The organism is Acinetobacter gyllenbergii CIP 110306 = MTCC 11365, assembly GCF_000413855.1.
Lineage (GTDB): Bacteria > Pseudomonadota > Gammaproteobacteria > Pseudomonadales > Moraxellaceae > Acinetobacter > Acinetobacter gyllenbergii.
Genome location: NZ_ATGG01000033.1, coordinates 1 through 16,582, shown reverse-complemented (window position 1 = coordinate 16,582; position 16,582 = coordinate 1). Strand labels below are relative to the sequence as shown.

Below are 16,582 nucleotides of genomic sequence, written 5' to 3'. Positions count from 1 at the left end.
CCATGCTCTGAAAGGAGCATGGCTTTTTCTATTAGGCTACGCCCTGCAAGGAACGTCCACCAGGTAGCTGAGCAAAGTATTGCTTCAGCGCATCAATACAGCGATGTACTTTCATTGGGTACTGTTCACGCTTAGATGTTAAAGCATGCAAGGTATAGGCTGGCAATTGCCAATCTGGTAGTACTTCAACCAAAGAACCATTCACCAATTCTTTTTGGATATCCATATAGAGAATACGTGCGACACCATGACCTTGTTGACACAGAGATTTTGCAACAAAGACATTATTGGTGCCTAAACGTGATTTCATATCCACATTGACAACTTCTCCGCTTGTTCCATGACGGAATGCAAAGTGCTGATAGTTTTGCATCAAGGTGATTGGTAGCAACTCATGATGGCGCAAATCTTCTGGACGCGTGATTGGCTGAGCTTGATTGAGATAACTTGGTGAAGCCACCAAGACTTGGTCAACACGTGCCAAAGGCACGGCAGAGAGTTGATGATCATCAACTTTTAGACTCATACGAATCGCGATATCAATCCGTTCTTCAATGAGGTCGATATAACGGTGATCCGCTTCAAAATGGATAGCCAAACCTTTATGCGCAGACATCCAATGAGAAAGCGCAGGAATGACATGTAAGGCACCCAATTCGGGTGTAGTCGCAATACGCAAATCCCCAACCAGATCATCCCTTAACTCATTAATTCGAATCTTGCCACGTTCAGCAGCTGCCAGCATTTCTTGGCAACTTAAAAAGAATGCTTGTCCTGCTTCGGTCAGACTGAGTTTTCGGGTTGAGCGATGAAGTAAGGTGACATCCATTTCTTGTTCTAAAGAACGGATTTGTTGACTGACTGCACTGGTCGTAATTCCTAACTCTCTAGCAGCACCGCTAAACGAGCTTCTTTCCACAACACAGGCGAAAACCCCCATTGCACGCAATTGATCTAGCATAGACTTCCCTCTTACCTTAATTTATTAATATGCTTATTGTTCTAATGAAAGCAATCTCATTTCAGTATACAAGGAAGTCTATTTACGCACTAGAGGATTATTAATAAATAATTGAAATATTGTTAATAATCTTAAGGTTAATTTGGTAAAACTGTGACAGGATTCACAGGTTTTCCATCTAAACGGACTTGAAACTCCATCATGACACGTGAAGCACCTGAAGAACCCATCTCTGCAATTTTCTGTCCAGCCGTTACCGTATCGCCACTCTTCACTAGCATTTTGCTGTTATGTGCATAAGCAGTGATATAGCCATCAATATGTTTAACCAAAACTAGATTGCCGTACTCTTTTAAACCATCTGCTGCATAGACCACTTGACCATTCGCTGCTGCAAAAATTGGATCGCCCTCATTACCGCCGTAACGCGTTCCTTTTACATTACTTGCCATATTATAGCTTTGAATAATTGGTCCATTCGATGGTTTCACCCAGCGTAAACTTGACGCCAAGGTCGTAGATGGATTCACCGGTACAACTGGAGCAATTGGTCTCGGCACGACAGGCTGTGTTTTTGGAGCAACAGGCTGCTGAGTCGGTAAGTTAATGCTTTGACGTTGAATTGGTGTTGTTTGTGTCATGGCTTGCGTAGACGTTGTACGCTGTGCCACAGAGCCTTTGAGACGCAAAGACTGATTGACATAAATTCGATACGGTGGCGCAATACCATTCAATGCAGCAACATCAAGATAGTTCAAGCCATAACGGTTAGAAATCGCACTTAAGGTATCGCCTGAGCGCACAGTATAATAGTTAGGTGCTTGTACATAACGCGACCCACCATTTACTTGCGGTTTAGATGCACAACCTGTCATAACTGCCACTGTCGCAACCGCCATAGACAAAACGATTGTTTTAATCATCTTCTGTGATAGAAAAACCGAGACATGGTTTAAGTGCATCTTCGCCCTCATCGAAAAAAACCTTAATTCATTATTACATTTGCGCCTAAGAGTATCAAAAAAGTGAGAAAAAACGAGCTCTCACATTCTATATTCACAAAGTTATAACATTCATACGCCTAACCATTTACATGAGCATGCAAATTTTCAAGCACCGCATAGTTAGTTGCATCCATCTGAATCGGGGTAATGCTGACATAACCGTTCGAAACCGCAAAGAAATCAGACTGAATATCACTTGATACCGCTTGTGGATCGGTAATCGCCTCTCCAGCCAACCCAATCCAGTACACCTGACGACCACGCGGGTCAACATGACTACTAATAGGCTTAGATTGAGCACGGCGCCCCTGATAGGTTACCTGCGCACCCTTAATCTGTTCAATATCTGGAATGTTAATATTAAAAATATGACGTGGTGGCAATACAGGAAGACCTTTGGCGATAAAATCATGTACCCATTGTGCCGCAACAGCATAGTGCTGTGGATGTTCATAAGAACGTACATTTGAGCCCGCCAAAGAAACGGCAATTGCTGGGTGTTTCATCAACCGTCCTTCAAAAGCTGCGCCTACAGTGCCTGAATAAAGCACATCATCACCCAGATTCGCACCACTGTTGATCCCGCTCACCACCAGATCAAACTCAAAATCGAATAGTCCATTCATGGATAAATAAACACAGTCAGCAGGCGTTCCATTGACTGCCCACACATCTTCAGAAATTTGTATTGGTCGTAAAGGACGATCCAAAGTCAAAGCACTGGAATAACCACTCCGTTCACTTTCTGGCGCAACAACGACGACACGGCCCAAAGGTTTTAATGCTTGTGCTAAAGCTTGTAGTCCAGGTGCAAATACACCATCATCATTTGCGATCAAAATATTCACTAGAATCTATTCTCTATTTGAGGACAACTGACATTTCAGTCATCCCTTGCGTTTAGGCCAACATAATTTAAATCTGGCATGAAACCTAGGCAATGATACGGCCTTTGTCAAGTTTCATTCTAAGATTTGCGCCAATTCTAAACATTGCCGAACGACCAACATCGTGCAAATTGATTTCAATACTCAGCGATCATTGAGAACATAGTTTCAATACGATTCTTGGCCAGCAATGTCATTGTAGAGTCAACTGAGTTCAACTTACTCGACAGTTTTTTCAATTGAATTATTCCTTGAATTATATATATTTAGGTTTTCATAGTATTAGAAATTTATACAGCCATGAGACATTTATCTAATTTTATTCGAATTTTCGGGGTGAGTTTCACACTTTTAGCAGCACCTGCCGTTTTTGCTGATGAAGCGGTTTCAGTGAAAGAAGCAGATGCGTTAATCAAAGATGACATTGCCAATGCCCAAGTGCTTATTGAAATGTGTCCAAACCTGATTGGCAAGAATGCAAAATTTGACCAGAACATCAAAAAAATGGTGGGTTCATATCTCAGCAATTATTCTGACAAATCTGCATCTTTAGACAGCTTGCAGAACGATGCTGAATTTAAAACTTTACTGAAAGATGCTCGTGAAGCAGCATCAGAAGTGGATAAAGCTGAACAAAAATCAGTTTGTGATGAAGTCCTTAACTTTGAAGGTTAATTACTTTTAAAAATCTGATGTGGTTTTAACAATTAAATGATTTAAAACCACATCACAATATCTCATTCATCAAAAATATTGATGTTGCTCGAATCATGCTTACCATGCATCTGGTTCACGAACCATATGAATAATATTGGCCGGACTGCTAATCCACCCTCCTCGAAATCCCTCTGCTAAGGGTTCAATTGCATCACAACGAACCACGCCTGCGGCTTTCAAATATTCAGCCGCTTCAGGAAAGTTATCAGTAAACAATTCAAGCCATAACTCTGCTTGACTCATTTCTGGCGCCGCAGCGATCCATAATTTAACAGGTCCAAGTTCAAAACCGATATCAGGCAGTTTTTCTGTAATTTGTTTAAGCCCAATCACATCACGATAAAATGCAACGGTGGCTTCAAATTGATGTGGTGGAAGTTTAAGCGCGATATCGACGCCGCCTGTGAATTTTGTCTTCATCTTATTGCTCCTGTTCTATACAGATTTATTATTTTATTTACTTTGCGCACTTCCCTTGAGGGCGTTGCAGCTTCATCCATTCCTATCGCCGAATAGATACATCCATTTAATAGTATAATTTTTAAGCACATGATGTACAAATAGCGATGTCCAGTTGCAGCTCATGTTGTCGATATAGTGAGGGTACTTAATATTCTGAAAATTTAACGCCACATTTTCTCCACGCTTCCTACAGCAAACATACATTTTTTAACATGCATTTATGCTATAAGTTATTCAAATTCTTTAAGTCTTGTTTTTGAGTTTGATTTCTTATGAAGAAAAATGTTTTTAAAACACTAGGTTTATCATTGCTCATCGCTTCGAGCGCTTTAGCTCCTACAGCCTTTGCAGCAGATAAAAAAGCCGCTGAAGCAGAAAAAATTGAAGTTACGCCAACTTCTGATAGCGTGACCAAACAAGAACTTGCGGCGATCTATGTGCTTTCTGAAATTTGCCCAAGCTTAATCGGCAAAGATTTAAAATTTAATAAAGCCTATGACAATCTCGTCAAAGCTTATTTAAACAACGATGGTAATGCCGTTGAAACCCTCAATAAACGAGTCAAAGGTAAGGACTTCCAAGAGGCATTAAAAGAAGCACGTGCAGATGCAAAAGCGGCTTCTGACAATGACAATCGTCAAATTTGCGATGATGTTCGTAATTATTATTCGAAATAATCCGACCAATTAAGCTTCAGGTTACAATACTGTATGAAAAAGCCGACTTCCCCCGTAGAAGTCGGCTTTGCTTTGTCCTAAAATGCTAAGCTCGTCTGCTTCATACAAGATATTGGAACCACCTAGAATGACTCAAAAAAGCGCTCTTGCTGCATTACTCCTTTTGCCAAGCTTTTCATATGCAGCAACTGTCCTATCTGCCCCACCAGAATTAAATAATAAATCCTACGTACTCATGGATTACGAGACAGGACAGATTCTCGCTGCCAAAAACGAAAATGAAAAACTTGCACCTGCTTCAATGACAAAAATGATGACAAGCTACATCATTGAACAGAAACTTTTAAAGGGTGAATTGACTGAAAACGAACAAGTACGCATGAATGAATCGGCGTGGTGTCGTGGTAGCAGCTCTGAATCATGTATGTACGTTCCATTAAATGGCACGGCAACTGTGTTAGAAATGTTACGTGGTATTATCATCCAATCAGGTAATGATGCATCTAAAGCAATGGCTGAACACATTGCGGGCAACGAAGGTACTTTTGCCCACATGATGAACCAAGAAGCAAAACGTGTGGGTATGGTAAATACACATTTCATCAACTCAACAGGTATGCCAGCTGATGGTCATTACTCAACTGCAAAAGATATGGCAATTCTTGCTCAACATATTATTAAAGACAGCTCGAAATACTACCCAATCTATTCTGAAAAAGAATTTACTTTCAACGGGATTAAGCAAGGTAACCGTAATGCCCTGCTTTATACCGACCCAAGTGTCGATGGCTTAAAAACAGGCCATACCAATGAAGCAGGTTTCTGCTTAACCACATCAAGTAAACGCGGTCCAATGCGCTTGATCTCGGTGATCTTTGGTACACCAAGCATGAATGAACGTGCCAGCCAAACACGTACCTTATTGGCTTGGGGTTTTGCCAACTTTGAAACTGCAAACGTTCAACCAGCCAACCAAGTTCTTGCTAAAGCAAAAGTCTGGTTTGGTAAACAAGACGAAGTTCAAATTGGTCTAGCTGAAAACTTCAATGTGACCATGCCTAAGGGCCAAGCAGACAAGATCAAAACTCAGCTTGTGGTTCAACCTAAACTGAATGCACCTTTAGCCAAAGGTCAAGTGGTCGGTAAATTAGTGGCGAGTCTTGATGGCAAAGTGATTGCTGAAAAACCACTGGTTGCATTAAAACCTGTTGAAGAAGCTGGCTTCTTTGCACGTATGATTGACCATATCAAAATGTTCTTCAGTAACTTATTCTAAGTTTTAGAAGACTACGATTAAGCATTCATGCCCTTGGGCATGAATGCTTTTTTATTTTATAATTCCTTTAAATTATTCTATCGAAAGCCCTTATGCCAAAGAACATTCGTCCTTATTTAGACCAAAAACCTAAGGTTGATTCAAGCTGCTACATTGATGACATGTCAGTGGTCATTGGTGATGTCCAGCTCGCAGAGAATGTTTCGGTCTGGCCTTTTGCCGTGATTCGCGGTGATGTAAACTCGATTCAAATCGGCAAAAACAGCAATGTACAGGATCACTGTATGTTGCATGTCAGCCACAAAAATCAATCCAAACCGAATGGTTCTCCGCTGGTCATTGGAGAAGATGTAACTGTTGGGCATCATGTGACTTTACATGGCTGTAGCATTGGTAATCGCGTCTTGATCGGGATTAATACCGTGGTGTTAGATGACGTGATTATTGAAGATGATGTGATGATTGGTGCTGGTAGTCTGGTGCCACCACGTAAAGTGTTAAAAAGTGGTTATCTCTATGTCGGCAGTCCAGTACAGCAAGTTCGTGCATTGACTGAAAAAGAAATGGAATTTTTACCTTACTCAGCACGTCATTATGTGAAAGTGAAGGATAATTATTTAGATCAAATGGATTCTTAATTTTCAGCTTGATTTTTATATCTTTGATTATAATTAAGAAGAGAGTAAATATATGTACACTCTTCTTTTTTAACTTGGTTTGTTTAAATGAAAAAGATAATCGCCTTATTCATCATGTATTTTTTAACATCACCCCTAAATGCTGCAGATCTAGAAAAATGTGCGGGTATCGAATATACAGCAGATACAATGATGACATTCCATCAAATGGGATCTGATGTAGAAAAAGCAAAAGATACTTATGCAAAACTATTTAAAGAAAAAAGCGAAATATTCAACAAAATAGTTGATGAAGCAAAGAACTCCCCTGTTTATGCAGATGAAAAAGAAGCTGAAAATGCGATCGAAAATTTTAAAAGTAAATGGAAAAAATACTGTTTAGAACATAATATTGATTAAATTTTTTTGATGCGGCTCAATCAAGAACTATAAAAATTTGGAATATCATTTTTATGCTGCATGATCACAATTGCCCTACTCTTACAAAATGGCACATCTCTCCTACTTTTAAAGTGTAGAAGCTCAAAGCTCACATAAAGAACAATTCACGCCTCGGCAATTATGCAATACCGATGTCCGAGCACTTTTTTTATGTGTTCCAGGCCCTTCAACCAATGGACCTGCCAATTGCTCGGCACTGGATGAAGGTCGCCATTTATTTTTGACTGAGACCTTTTGATGCCCTGTAATCATCGGTTTTAACAACATGGATTGCTGACAATATGGGCAAGAAGTATTATCCCTTGCAATACTGACCATCGGGACATTCTGCTCGAAAATCCCTTCACAATGTTCACATCTAAAATCATACAGTGGCATCTTAAAATCCTTCTTATACGCTGGTATTAATATTACTAACGATGTCCCCAAAACTTATTCTCGTTTAAGGCACCTTGCGGCAAAATATTCTTCTCAAAGATAGAGGTTGGTAGAGAAATGGTGCATGCACAATTTGGAATATCCACAATGCCACCGATACGCCCTTCAACAGGTGCAGCAGTCAGCAACATATAGGCTTGAGATCCCGTAAATCCAAAATTCTCAAGATATTTAATCGCCTTTAAACAGGCTTGGCGATAGGCAACCGTCGCATCCAGATAATGATTTACCCCATTTTCAACACTGATGCCTTCAAAGGTTAACCACTGATCGTAGGCTGGTCTGACATTACTTGGAACAAAGATCGGTGAATCAATATTATATTTTTCCATTCCGCCTTTAATCAGATCAAAGCCAACACGAGTTACCCCGTCCATTTCAATCGCACCACAGAAGCCAATTTCACCATCACCCTGTGAAAAGTGTAAATCACCCATCGAGAAGCCAGCACCTTTCTGATACACAGGAAAATAAATACGACTGCCCGCAGCAAGATCTTTAATATCGGTATTACCACCATGCTCACGTGGTGGCACTGTACGTGCTGCCTCAGCAGCCATCCGATCAAACTCAGCCCCCGTCACGCCGCGTAATACTGCAGTTCTTGGATCGGGTGGATTTGCCTGTCCCTTAGGTACCAATAATGCTTCTCTGCGGTTCCATTCTTTTAACAGTTCATGTGAAGGAAGCGTCCCCATTAAGCCAGGATGCTTCAAGCCAGCAATACGAACACCAGGAATATGACGCGACGTTGCAAATAATCCCTTTAAATCCCAAATTGCTTTATCTGCTTCAGGAAAATAATCAGCTAAAAATCCACCGCCATTTTCCTTGGCAAAAACCCCAGAAAAACCGACCGAAGAGATAGGTTGAATATCCAAAAGATCAATCACCAACAAATCCCCTGGCTCAGCACCCTCGACATAAAAAGGGCCTGTCAAAGGATGTGCTCGCGTGAGATCAACATGTTTTACATCAGAAACATCATCGGTATCTTTAATTTGAGCGTCTAGAAAATCTAGACTTTCAATAAGAATTTCTTCGCCTGGTTTCACCGATGTTAAAAATGGAATATCTGGATGCCAGCGATTATGGCCAATCTCTGCTTGTTCTGCTAAAGCGACACCAGGTTTAATTTTAATATGTTGCATAATATTTTAACTCCGTGTGCTGTCTATCAATCTAATAAATTATCTGTTCTACTTCTAAATCATTGAAAGGCCATCACAAATATGACTTTTCTAGGCGGGGATTATTATTTTTACCCTACGGTCAAAAAACACACTAGCACATTCTGTTTTTTTGAATCAAACACTTTCGATTTACTAGAGATCAAATTTTGGCTGTCGGTGATACATAGTTTTTTTTGCGCATGTGGGAATCCGTCTTCCGTTTGCCAAATTCATCGCACGTTTATGTAAAGGATATTTATTTAAACAAGTCATAGATTGAGCAAATAGAAACAGCAAAAATTAAATCAAATGCGCTTCAATCCAAATATAAGTCTCTGTTAATTGATTCATTAAGAGCACATCAACTGAGCTTGGATGATCAAGTTCTTGCAGCAAGAAAAACAGCCGATCTTTTTGCTGAGGATAGGCCAGTATCGTTTGTTCGATGGTGTCATTTAAACTTAATGGCCAGTCCTCAATATTATTCAAAGTTAAAGGCAGCAGACGAATCATTCTTTTTATTAAAGATTTTTTTAGCTTGATCAATTCCTCTTGAGGCTTGTCATTTACTTCCAGCACATCCAAATATGCTTGTATTTCCTCATGATATCCATCATTGATTGCTCGAATTACCTGTCTATCAATCTCGATATCCTTGAAAAAACAGCTTAAATCTCTCCCATAAATATTGGTACAAAAAAACTTAATCCACGCTCCCCATCGACGCTTATTTTTCTCATGTAGAACCTCGCTTAAATAGCCAACATCGACATCAATCTTTGCAATAAAAGGATAGATCGCGATAAGGCTTGCTTTAATTTCAGCGATTTTTTGATCCAGATGCTCAATTTGATGCTTAAAAATAACACACACATCTAAATCTGACTGACCAACAATCGCTTTTCCTTTCGCTACACTTCCATAAATATAAAGGCTATCAAGCTGTGTCGTAAATTCGCCAGTAAAAACCGAGATTAGGTCTTTTAAAACTGGCTGATATGCCTTTTGAATCATCATTCATTCCTACACCTCAGAACAACCGAATAGAGTAGCCTTGAGCTATGTTTTAACGCTTGAAGACACTCAAATGTTTCATTATCCCATCACACTAATGAAGATTTTTGCTGCATACAACATATCCTGAGATCTAAGCATTACGCCACATCCGATCCAAGCCTTTTAACTCACAAACAGTTTGTTCAAATTGTGAAAACTGGAAGGTTAATTCTGGTGTAATTGGAGCTTGCTGCCAAATAACAGAAGTCACAACATCATGGAGATTTCCAAATGCTTGCCCAAATCTTACCCATTTTACTTCTGTCGCTGTAACCACTTGCTCAACGACAACGACACTACAGATCAGATCCAAATCATCTGGACAGACTAAAATAGGAACAACAGTTGAAATTGGACCATATTCACAATAATTCGGCGTTAAAAGCGCCCAAGCATGACTTAATGCAAGCTCACTCTCAAAATCGTATAGCCACCCTTGAGCGGGAACCAAGTTATCTGTGCGCTCAAGAATCTCTGTATTTTGATTGACCCATTGATTCAAGGGCACATCATCAATTGCAAGAATCGGAAATGGTTTTAACTTGTTGCTTACATCATGAATACACCCATGAATTGGATGTTCTTGTAAAAAAATGGCGGAAACTGAATGCATATATTTATTAAGAATTAGAAAATTAAAAAAAGGGATGCCTAAACGTTAATTGAATATTGTCATATTTTACAACTAAAACCTTATATTCAACTCATGTCAGAAAAATGCACATCGACATCAACTAGCCACCGAGCCTCAAATTTTGTAGAATACGTTTTTTAAAACCTTGGTGCTTTCTATGACCGCTTGGACACCTCATGTCACAGTCGCCACTGTAGTCGAAAAAGACGGACGTTTTCTGTTTGTTGAAGAACACAGCGAAGGCTTTGTACATACCGTGTTTAATCAACCAGCAGGTCATGTCGAATGTGGTGAAACCATTATTCAAGCAGCCATTCGTGAGACCTTAGAAGAAACAGGCCATCACGTTGAAATTGATCATCTACTGGGCATCTATACCTATACACCGCCAATGTTTCCTGATCGTACCTACTATCGTTTTTGCTTCTTGGCCCATGTCACGGCAGTTGAAGAAAATGCACAACTGGATACAGGCATTGTCGCTGCAGTATGGATGAACTTGGATGAACTACAAGAATCAGCACGAGCGCGTAGCCCATTGGTTTTAAAAGCTGTTAAAGATGCCTTGGCTGGCAAAAAATATCCTTTATCGCTTATTTATGAGCACCCTTTTTCTCCCTCATTAACTTCTCATTTGGACGCTTAATTAGATGCAACAACGTGTCATCGTCGGTATGTCTGGTGGTGTAGACTCCTCCGTTTCTGCCGCATTATTACTTCAACAAGGATATCAAGTTGAAGGTCTTTTCATGAAAAACTGGGAAGAAGATGATGGTACGGATTACTGCACAGCATTAGAAGACCTAGCAGATGCACAAGCGGTTGCAGATAAGATTGGTATCAAGCTGCACACCGCCAATTTTGCCATGGAATACTGGGATCGTGTTTTTGAACACTTCTTGGCTGAATACGCTGCGGGTCGCACACCAAACCCAGATATTCTGTGCAATAAAGAAATTAAATTCCGCGCCTTCCTCGATCATGCCATGACCTTGGGTGCAGACTTTATAGCCACAGGTCACTATGCACGTCGTGGTGCGAGCCTACAAAATTCACGTGGCGAAAGCTATGCGCCATTGCTCCGTGGTGTCGATAATAATAAAGATCAAACCTATTTCTTACATGCGGTTCATGGTCGAGAAATTAACAAGACCTTGTTCCCTGTGGGTGAAATTGAAAAACCCGAAGTGCGTCGCATTGCAGAGCAACTGGATTTAGCAACAGCCAAGAAAAAAGACTCCACCGGTATCTGTTTTATTGGTGAGCGTCGCTTTACTGACTTCCTAAAACAATACTTACCTGCACAAGCTGGAAAAATTGTTTTGGAATCAGGTAAAGAAGTTGGTGAACATCATGGCTTGATGTACTATACGCTGGGTCAGCGCGGTGGTATCGGTATCGGTGGTATGAAAGGTGTACAAGAAGGTGCATGGTTCGTACTCCATAAAGATATTGCCAATAACCGACTAGTGATTGGTCAAGGACATGAACATCCATTGATGCAAAGTACACAGCTTTGGAGCGAGTCGATTGATTGGGTTGCAGGTGAACAGGACATTCCATCGGCTGGATTCCGCTGCACAGCGAAAACCCGTTATCGTCAGCCAGATCAAGCGTGTACAATTTATCGCGATGAACAGACTGAACATGGCATTCGGGTTGAGTTTGATGAGCCGCAACGCGCTGTGACTCCAGGACAAAGCGTGGTGTTCTACTCTGGAGAGGTTTGCTTAGGCGGTGGTGTGATTCACCATACCAATGCACCTGAACCAGATTTTATTTAAGGAAATTGGAAGCGAAGCATGGTCGAGTTACCCTTTCAGCACACTCAAGCGTTGAATGTTAGACAGAACCGTGCTCTGGCATTGGCTGCGGTCTTTCAGGCAACTCAGTTAACACATATGACTGCAATGGCTGGCCAGCAAAGCATTGGTGATAGTGGTAATTTTTATTTTGAGCTATTGATCAAAGCCAGCCTGAATATTAGACCGACTGCCAACAATGCTACGCAAACCCTAGATTTCTTTAATCAACTTGCTGATATTTCACTCGGCTTAAAAACATTAGAAGGCTGTATTACTCAGCCTTTTAATACCGCGCCCAAATCCCGTGTTCCAAAAATGTCTACGGCTAAACTGCCGATGTCCTATGCAATGGCTTTATTGCAACTGGAAAAGAAAGTCTACAGCAATCCCGAATACGTCAAAATCATCGAAACAGCACAGCAAAAAATCTTAAAGCAACTCTCATTTTTCGATAATAACTATCTGCACCCAAGCATCATTGCCAATCTCGCACAGACCTATGTAGAAACTGCTGGACAGATCAATCCACGTATTTTAGTGCGTGGCAATGCCGAAGCATTTAAAGATATCAATCATACCAACCGTATTCGTGCATGCCTCTTTACAGGCTTACAACTTGCACATTTATGGAAGCAGCTCGGTGGCAGCTCATGGAGTATGATCTTTAGTAAACGCAAATTATTGCAAGATATTCAAGCTCTCGCTCGTTTGCAGTATCAGGTGGTATAGACCGATGCTACAACGAATTTATTTTTATGTTTATTCCAAAATTAAGGAATCTGTATGAATGCTTTAACCGCACTCTCGCCACTTGATGGACGTTACGCTAGCAAATGCGATGCCCTACGCCCTTTTTTGTCTGAGTTTGGTTTAATCCACGCTCGTGTCACGGTTGAAGTGCGTTGGTTACAAGCACTTGCAAATCGTGCAGAAATCATTGAAGTTGCACCGTTTTCAAATGAAACCAATGCAGCTTTAGATGCAATCGTTTCAAACTTCTCTGAAGAAGATGCAAACCGCATTAAAGAAATTGAACGCACTACGAACCACGATGTAAAAGCGGTTGAATATTTCCTTAAAGAAAAAATTGCCAATATTGATGAATTACAAAATGCAGGCGAATTCATTCACTTTGCCTGTACTTCTGAAGACATCAACAACTTGTCTCATGCGCTAATGTTGAAAAATGGTCGTGAAGTTTTAGTTGCAAGTATGAAGCAACTTCTCAATGCGATTTCTGCTTTGGCAACAACGCATGCTGAACAACCGATGTTGTCTCGTACACATGGTCAAACGGCAAGCCCTACCACGTTGGGTAAAGAGATGGCAAACGTTGCTTATCGTTTAGCGCGCCAAATCAAGCAATTTGAAAATGTTGAATTACTCGGCAAGATCAATGGTGCTGTCGGTAACTATAATGCTCACCTTTCTGCTTACCCTGAAATTGACTGGGCTGCACATGCACAAGCATTCGTTGAGTCTTTAGGCCTAAGCTTCAACCCGTATACCACACAAATCGAGCCACATGACTATATGGCTGAGTTATTTGATGCTCTACGCCGTTACAACACCATCTTGATCGACTTTAACCGTGACGTTTGGGGCTATATCTCACTCGGTTACTTCAAACAAAAGTTAAAAGATGGCGAAGTGGGTTCTTCAACCATGCCGCATAAAGTTAACCCGATTGACTTTGAAAACTCTGAAGGTAACTTGGGTATTGCCAATGCTGTTTTAGGTCACTTAGGTGAAAAGCTGCCTGTTTCACGCTGGCAACGTGACTTAACTGACTCAACCGTATTACGTAATATGGGTGTTGGTTTTGCCCAAAGCTTAATTGCTTTTGATGCCTGCTTAAAAGGCGTTGGTAAACTTGAACTGAATGCTGCACGTTTAGACGAAGATTTAAATCAAGCACAAGAAGTTCTTGCAGAGCCGATCCAAACTGTTATGCGTCGCTACAATGTTGAAAAGCCATACGAAAAATTAAAAGCACTTACTCGTGGTCAAGCAATGACACGTGAGATGATGGTGAACTTCGTCAATGGTGATGAACTTGCACAAGTACCAGCTGATGAGCGTGCTCGCCTAGCTGAGTTAACACCTGCAACCTATACGGGTAATGCAGCTGAACAAGCAAAACAAATCAATGACTTGATCAGCAAAATCTAAAACTGATTGACTTAAAAAGCAGAGCTTCGGCTCTGCTTTTTTATAATTTAGAAAGTTAGTGTCCAAACATTTAATTCACAACAAATTTGTAGGTTTTACTCAACTCATCATCCCCCGCCCCATAAAAACCCACAGAAATACTGATATCGTAGGCTCCTTTATATTTTGGTACTCCTTCTACCCTTAATTTATTATACGCACTTATATCATTTGTATTAATCGGCTTTACTTCAACCCCCATATCACTTGGAAAGTTTGTTTTTATCTCAAAACTTCTTTCTATAACTCTTCCACCTGTAATCGTAATATCCTGACTATAATTTTTATTCATATGAGCGATTGGTAATTCACTAGGTTGTACTTGATAATTTCGACTACATCCCATTAAAGCGAAACATAGAGTAAAGATAAATGTGAAATTCATACCAAACCCTTAAACTATGACTATTCAATTACTCTTGAACTATAAAAGTGTATTTTTTGTCTATTTCAGCGTCCCCGCCAGCGTAAAACCCAGCTGAGATATGAACTGTAAATGTACCTTTATACCTTGGAGTTCCCTTAATTTCTATTCTATTATATCCATCTAAATCATCAACAGGTCGAACCTCAACTCCTAGATCCTTTGGGATGTCTGTATTTAATGGCTTATGCTTATCAATAACTTTTCCACCAGAAATATGAATGACCTGATGATAAAATTGATTAACATGGGCTACATTTAAATTTTCAGGTGTAATCTTATATTTCTTGCCACAGCCTTGCAGCGCAAAAATAACCAAAACAATTAAAATCAACTTGTATTTCATTAAAAATCATCCTGAACATTACAACTACTAAGAAAAAAAAGAAGTTTACTTATTTTCCTCTTCCAACTCCTTTTCCGTGCAGTATCTTGGGACAACCTTCATAGCTTTTACATCAAAATATTCGTCGCATACCTCCTTACCAGTTTCATCTTTTCTTCTATATAAATGTTTTTTTTGCTCTTCACTCATCGAATCTAAGTAATTATAAAAATACAGATGATCAATCACTTCTGGATCATTAAAACTGGTACTTAACTCAATTCCAAATGGCTCACCTTTTTGATTTTCATTACAATCTGCCTTAAGGTTGTAGCTCACGCGTGTTTTGGAATGGAATTTACTTCTAATTTCATCATGCATGGGATAAGCACCGACAAGTACACCCTCTACATCAATCCCATCTTTAAATATACTCCGTACTTGTTCCGTATCAGGTTTCTTCAATTCTGCTTCTATTTCGGCATTGGTTTCTTTTTTAATATCATGTGCTGGACGTTCTAAACGAAATCGAAAACTATCAATTTGCTTGTCATTTTTTCTCTCAACCAAGCGAACGCCTATATCATCATAGATATATAAATTGGTTAAATTAGCTCCATCTGTACTGTCCACTTTTCTATAATTTTTTCCCAATGCTTTGAGCCAAGGGTCTACAGTAGAATTCAGATAGAGATCTGTGCCGTTATAATGAATTGCACAGCCACGCACCTTAAATTGATGCTTCTGGTTTAATTTCTTGATAGATCCTTCTGTATCAGCACTTGGTTGCCCTGCTGACTGGTCATTACTGCAACTGATACATACAAAGCTGATAAGCAGAATTCCAAAAATATTAAATTTATTCATATTCAATACAGTTATTTTTTCACAGGATAGTCGTCACAACCGCCGCCTAAAATAGGATGATCGCGATCAGGGCCTTCACAGAATGCTTTACGCTGTCTCGCTTTCTCCTCATCACTGATAGAATCAAAATAATTATAAAAATACATATGATCAATCACTTCAGGATCATTAAAACTGGTACTTAACTCAATTCCAAATACGTCACCTTTTTGATTTTCATTACAATCTGTCGTAAAGTTGTAGCTCACCCGTGTTTTTGCATGGAATTTACTTCTAATTTCATCATGCATGGGATAAGCACCGACAAGTACGCCATCTACATCAATCGCATCCTTAAAGATACTTCTTACTTGCTCCGTATCAGGTTTCTTTAGCTCTTCTTCAATTTCTGCATCTGTTTCTTTCTTTATATCGTGCTCTGGTCTTTCTAAACGGAAACGAAAACTATCAATTTGCTTATCATTTTTTCTCTCAACCAAGCGAACGCCAATCTCATCATAGATATATAAATTGGTTAAATTAGCTCCATCTGTACTATCCACTTTTCTATAATTTTTTCCCAATGCTTTGAGCCAAGGTTCTACAGT

Annotated in this window: 21 protein-coding genes; 9 read left to right on the top strand and 12 right to left on the bottom strand. The window is 39.9% G+C overall.

The features are described 5' to 3' along the window. Positions 1–31: 31 nt before the first annotated feature. The 3 genes from F957_RS03350 to surE form a co-directional block, all read right to left on the bottom strand. On the bottom strand, positions 32–961 hold the full coding sequence (locus F957_RS03350; RefSeq protein WP_016543140.1) for a LysR family transcriptional regulator: 930 nt from the start codon (positions 959–961) through the stop codon (positions 32–34). 137 nt (positions 962–1,098) lie between these two features. Next, entirely contained in the window at positions 1,099–1,923 is an 825-nt protein-coding gene (locus F957_RS03355) for a peptidoglycan DD-metalloendopeptidase family protein (RefSeq protein ID WP_016543139.1), read from the bottom strand. Positions 1,924–2,042: 119 nt separating this feature from the next. Then, positions 2,043–2,813 carry a 5'/3'-nucleotidase SurE gene (gene surE / locus F957_RS03360; protein WP_016163204.1) on the bottom strand — a complete coding sequence of 257 codons (771 nt, stop codon included), beginning with the start codon at positions 2,811–2,813 and terminating at the stop codon, positions 2,043–2,045. Between the two features lie 339 nt (positions 2,814–3,152). Here surE and F957_RS03365 point away from each other — a divergent pair, with 339 nt between their 5' ends. Next, positions 3,153–3,527, top strand: coding sequence for an MCR_0457 family protein (locus F957_RS03365; RefSeq protein ID WP_016543138.1), 375 nt, complete (start codon positions 3,153–3,155; stop codon positions 3,525–3,527). Positions 3,528–3,626: 99 nt separating this feature from the next. Here F957_RS03365 and F957_RS03370 read toward each other — a convergent pair whose 3' ends face one another. Further along, positions 3,627–3,989: a VOC family protein gene (locus F957_RS03370; protein ID WP_016543137.1), complete on the bottom strand. Its 363-nt coding sequence runs from the start codon at positions 3,987–3,989 to the stop codon at positions 3,627–3,629. Positions 3,990–4,303: 314 nt separating this feature from the next. Between F957_RS03370 and F957_RS03375 the strand changes: the two genes are divergently transcribed. The 4 genes from F957_RS03375 to F957_RS03390 all read left to right on the top strand — a co-directional run bounded on the left by F957_RS03375 (position 4,304) and on the right by F957_RS03390 (position 7,021). After that, positions 4,304–4,708 carry an MCR_0457 family protein gene (locus F957_RS03375; RefSeq protein ID WP_016543136.1) on the top strand — a complete coding sequence of 135 codons (405 nt, stop codon included), beginning with the start codon at positions 4,304–4,306 and terminating at the stop codon, positions 4,706–4,708. Between the two features lie 127 nt (positions 4,709–4,835). Next, complete coding sequence (gene dacC, locus F957_RS03380; RefSeq protein ID WP_004652823.1) at positions 4,836–5,984, top strand: D-alanyl-D-alanine carboxypeptidase PBP5/6; 1,149 nt, start codon at positions 4,836–4,838, stop codon at positions 5,982–5,984. A gap of 92 nt (positions 5,985–6,076) precedes the next feature. Next, positions 6,077–6,622 carry a gamma carbonic anhydrase family protein gene (locus F957_RS03385; protein WP_016543135.1) on the top strand — a complete coding sequence of 182 codons (546 nt, stop codon included), beginning with the start codon at positions 6,077–6,079 and terminating at the stop codon, positions 6,620–6,622. 87 nt (positions 6,623–6,709) lie between these two features. Then, entirely contained in the window at positions 6,710–7,021 is a 312-nt protein-coding gene (locus F957_RS03390; RefSeq protein ID WP_228129664.1) for a 3-hydroxybutyryl-CoA dehydrogenase, read from the top strand. A gap of 123 nt (positions 7,022–7,144) precedes the next feature. Here F957_RS03390 and F957_RS03395 read toward each other — a convergent pair whose 3' ends face one another. From F957_RS03395 to F957_RS03410, 4 genes are all read right to left on the bottom strand, one after another. Then, the gene (locus F957_RS03395; protein WP_016543133.1) at positions 7,145–7,441 is read right to left on the bottom strand and encodes an FmdB family zinc ribbon protein; all 297 of its coding nucleotides are present in this window, start codon (positions 7,439–7,441) and stop codon (positions 7,145–7,147) included. Between the two features lie 35 nt (positions 7,442–7,476). Continuing rightward, on the bottom strand, positions 7,477–8,652 hold the full coding sequence (gene fmdA, locus F957_RS03400; RefSeq protein WP_016543132.1) for a formamidase: 1,176 nt from the start codon (positions 8,650–8,652) through the stop codon (positions 7,477–7,479). Positions 8,653–8,973: 321 nt separating this feature from the next. Further along, the gene (locus tag F957_RS03405; RefSeq protein WP_016543131.1) at positions 8,974–9,687 is read right to left on the bottom strand and encodes a nucleotidyltransferase domain-containing protein; all 714 of its coding nucleotides are present in this window, start codon (positions 9,685–9,687) and stop codon (positions 8,974–8,976) included. Between the two features lie 133 nt (positions 9,688–9,820). After that, the gene (locus F957_RS03410; RefSeq protein WP_016543130.1) at positions 9,821–10,342 is read right to left on the bottom strand and encodes a hypothetical protein; all 522 of its coding nucleotides are present in this window, start codon (positions 10,340–10,342) and stop codon (positions 9,821–9,823) included. 178 nt (positions 10,343–10,520) lie between these two features. On the opposite strand from F957_RS03410, the gene F957_RS03415 reads away from it, so the two are divergent. From F957_RS03415 to purB, 4 genes are read left to right on the top strand one after another with little or no spacing between them, the layout of a single operon-like run. Then, the gene (locus F957_RS03415) at positions 10,521–11,009 is read left to right on the top strand and encodes an NUDIX hydrolase (RefSeq protein WP_016543129.1); all 489 of its coding nucleotides are present in this window, start codon (positions 10,521–10,523) and stop codon (positions 11,007–11,009) included. A 4-nt stretch (positions 11,010–11,013) separates the two neighbouring features. Then, entirely contained in the window at positions 11,014–12,147 is a 1,134-nt protein-coding gene (mnmA, locus tag F957_RS03420; RefSeq protein ID WP_016543128.1) for a tRNA 2-thiouridine(34) synthase MnmA, read from the top strand. Positions 12,148–12,165: 18 nt separating this feature from the next. After that, the gene (gene hflD, locus F957_RS03425) at positions 12,166–12,897 is read left to right on the top strand and encodes a high frequency lysogenization protein HflD (RefSeq protein ID WP_016543127.1); all 732 of its coding nucleotides are present in this window, start codon (positions 12,166–12,168) and stop codon (positions 12,895–12,897) included. Between the two features lie 54 nt (positions 12,898–12,951). Then, on the top strand, positions 12,952–14,340 hold the full coding sequence (gene purB / locus F957_RS03430; protein ID WP_016543126.1) for an adenylosuccinate lyase: 1,389 nt from the start codon (positions 12,952–12,954) through the stop codon (positions 14,338–14,340). Positions 14,341–14,410: 70 nt separating this feature from the next. Here purB and F957_RS03435 read toward each other — a convergent pair whose 3' ends face one another. The 4 genes from F957_RS03435 to F957_RS21695 form a co-directional block, all read right to left on the bottom strand. Continuing rightward, positions 14,411–14,764 carry a hypothetical protein gene (locus F957_RS03435; protein ID WP_016660552.1) on the bottom strand — a complete coding sequence of 118 codons (354 nt, stop codon included), beginning with the start codon at positions 14,762–14,764 and terminating at the stop codon, positions 14,411–14,413. A 28-nt stretch (positions 14,765–14,792) separates the two neighbouring features. Further along, positions 14,793–15,149: a hypothetical protein gene (locus F957_RS03440; RefSeq protein ID WP_016543125.1), complete on the bottom strand. Its 357-nt coding sequence runs from the start codon at positions 15,147–15,149 to the stop codon at positions 14,793–14,795. A 45-nt stretch (positions 15,150–15,194) separates the two neighbouring features. Next, positions 15,195–15,995 (bottom strand): DUF7738 domain-containing protein, encoded by an 801-nt coding sequence (locus F957_RS03445; protein ID WP_016660551.1) that lies wholly within the window; start codon positions 15,993–15,995, stop codon positions 15,195–15,197. A gap of 11 nt (positions 15,996–16,006) precedes the next feature. After that, positions 16,007–16,582, bottom strand: a 576-nt coding sequence (locus F957_RS21695) for a DUF7738 domain-containing protein (RefSeq protein ID WP_016660550.1), incomplete at its 5' end; no start/stop codon positions are given.

Coding starts and splice junctions, on each gene's coding strand:
- F957_RS03375 (WP_016543136.1), top strand. CDS start 4,304: ATGAAGAAAAATGTTTTTAAAACACTAGGTTTATCATTGCTCATCGCT.
- F957_RS03370 (WP_016543137.1), bottom strand. CDS start 3,989: ATGAAGACAAAATTCACAGGCGGCGTCGATATCGCGCTTAAACTTCCA.
- purB (WP_016543126.1), top strand. CDS start 12,952: ATGAATGCTTTAACCGCACTCTCGCCACTTGATGGACGTTACGCTAGC.
- hflD (WP_016543127.1), top strand. CDS start 12,166: ATGGTCGAGTTACCCTTTCAGCACACTCAAGCGTTGAATGTTAGACAG.
- F957_RS03410 (WP_016543130.1), bottom strand. CDS start 10,342: ATGCATTCAGTTTCCGCCATTTTTTTACAAGAACATCCAATTCATGGG.
- F957_RS03385 (WP_016543135.1), top strand. CDS start 6,077: ATGCCAAAGAACATTCGTCCTTATTTAGACCAAAAACCTAAGGTTGAT.
- F957_RS03350 (WP_016543140.1), bottom strand. CDS start 961: ATGCTAGATCAATTGCGTGCAATGGGGGTTTTCGCCTGTGTTGTGGAA.
- mnmA (WP_016543128.1), top strand. CDS start 11,014: ATGCAACAACGTGTCATCGTCGGTATGTCTGGTGGTGTAGACTCCTCC.
- F957_RS03415 (WP_016543129.1), top strand. CDS start 10,521: ATGACCGCTTGGACACCTCATGTCACAGTCGCCACTGTAGTCGAAAAA.
- dacC (WP_004652823.1), top strand. CDS start 4,836: ATGACTCAAAAAAGCGCTCTTGCTGCATTACTCCTTTTGCCAAGCTTT.
- F957_RS03395 (WP_016543133.1), bottom strand. CDS start 7,441: ATGCCACTGTATGATTTTAGATGTGAACATTGTGAAGGGATTTTCGAG.
- F957_RS03445 (WP_016660551.1), bottom strand. CDS start 15,995: ATGAATAAATTTAATATTTTTGGAATTCTGCTTATCAGCTTTGTATGT.
- F957_RS03405 (WP_016543131.1), bottom strand. CDS start 9,687: ATGATTCAAAAGGCATATCAGCCAGTTTTAAAAGACCTAATCTCGGTT.
- F957_RS03390 (WP_228129664.1), top strand. CDS start 6,710: ATGAAAAAGATAATCGCCTTATTCATCATGTATTTTTTAACATCACCC.
- F957_RS03435 (WP_016660552.1), bottom strand. CDS start 14,764: ATGAATTTCACATTTATCTTTACTCTATGTTTCGCTTTAATGGGATGT.
- fmdA (WP_016543132.1), bottom strand. CDS start 8,652: ATGCAACATATTAAAATTAAACCTGGTGTCGCTTTAGCAGAACAAGCA.
- F957_RS03365 (WP_016543138.1), top strand. CDS start 3,153: ATGAGACATTTATCTAATTTTATTCGAATTTTCGGGGTGAGTTTCACA.
- F957_RS03355 (WP_016543139.1), bottom strand. CDS start 1,923: ATGCACTTAAACCATGTCTCGGTTTTTCTATCACAGAAGATGATTAAA.
- F957_RS03440 (WP_016543125.1), bottom strand. CDS start 15,149: ATGAAATACAAGTTGATTTTAATTGTTTTGGTTATTTTTGCGCTGCAA.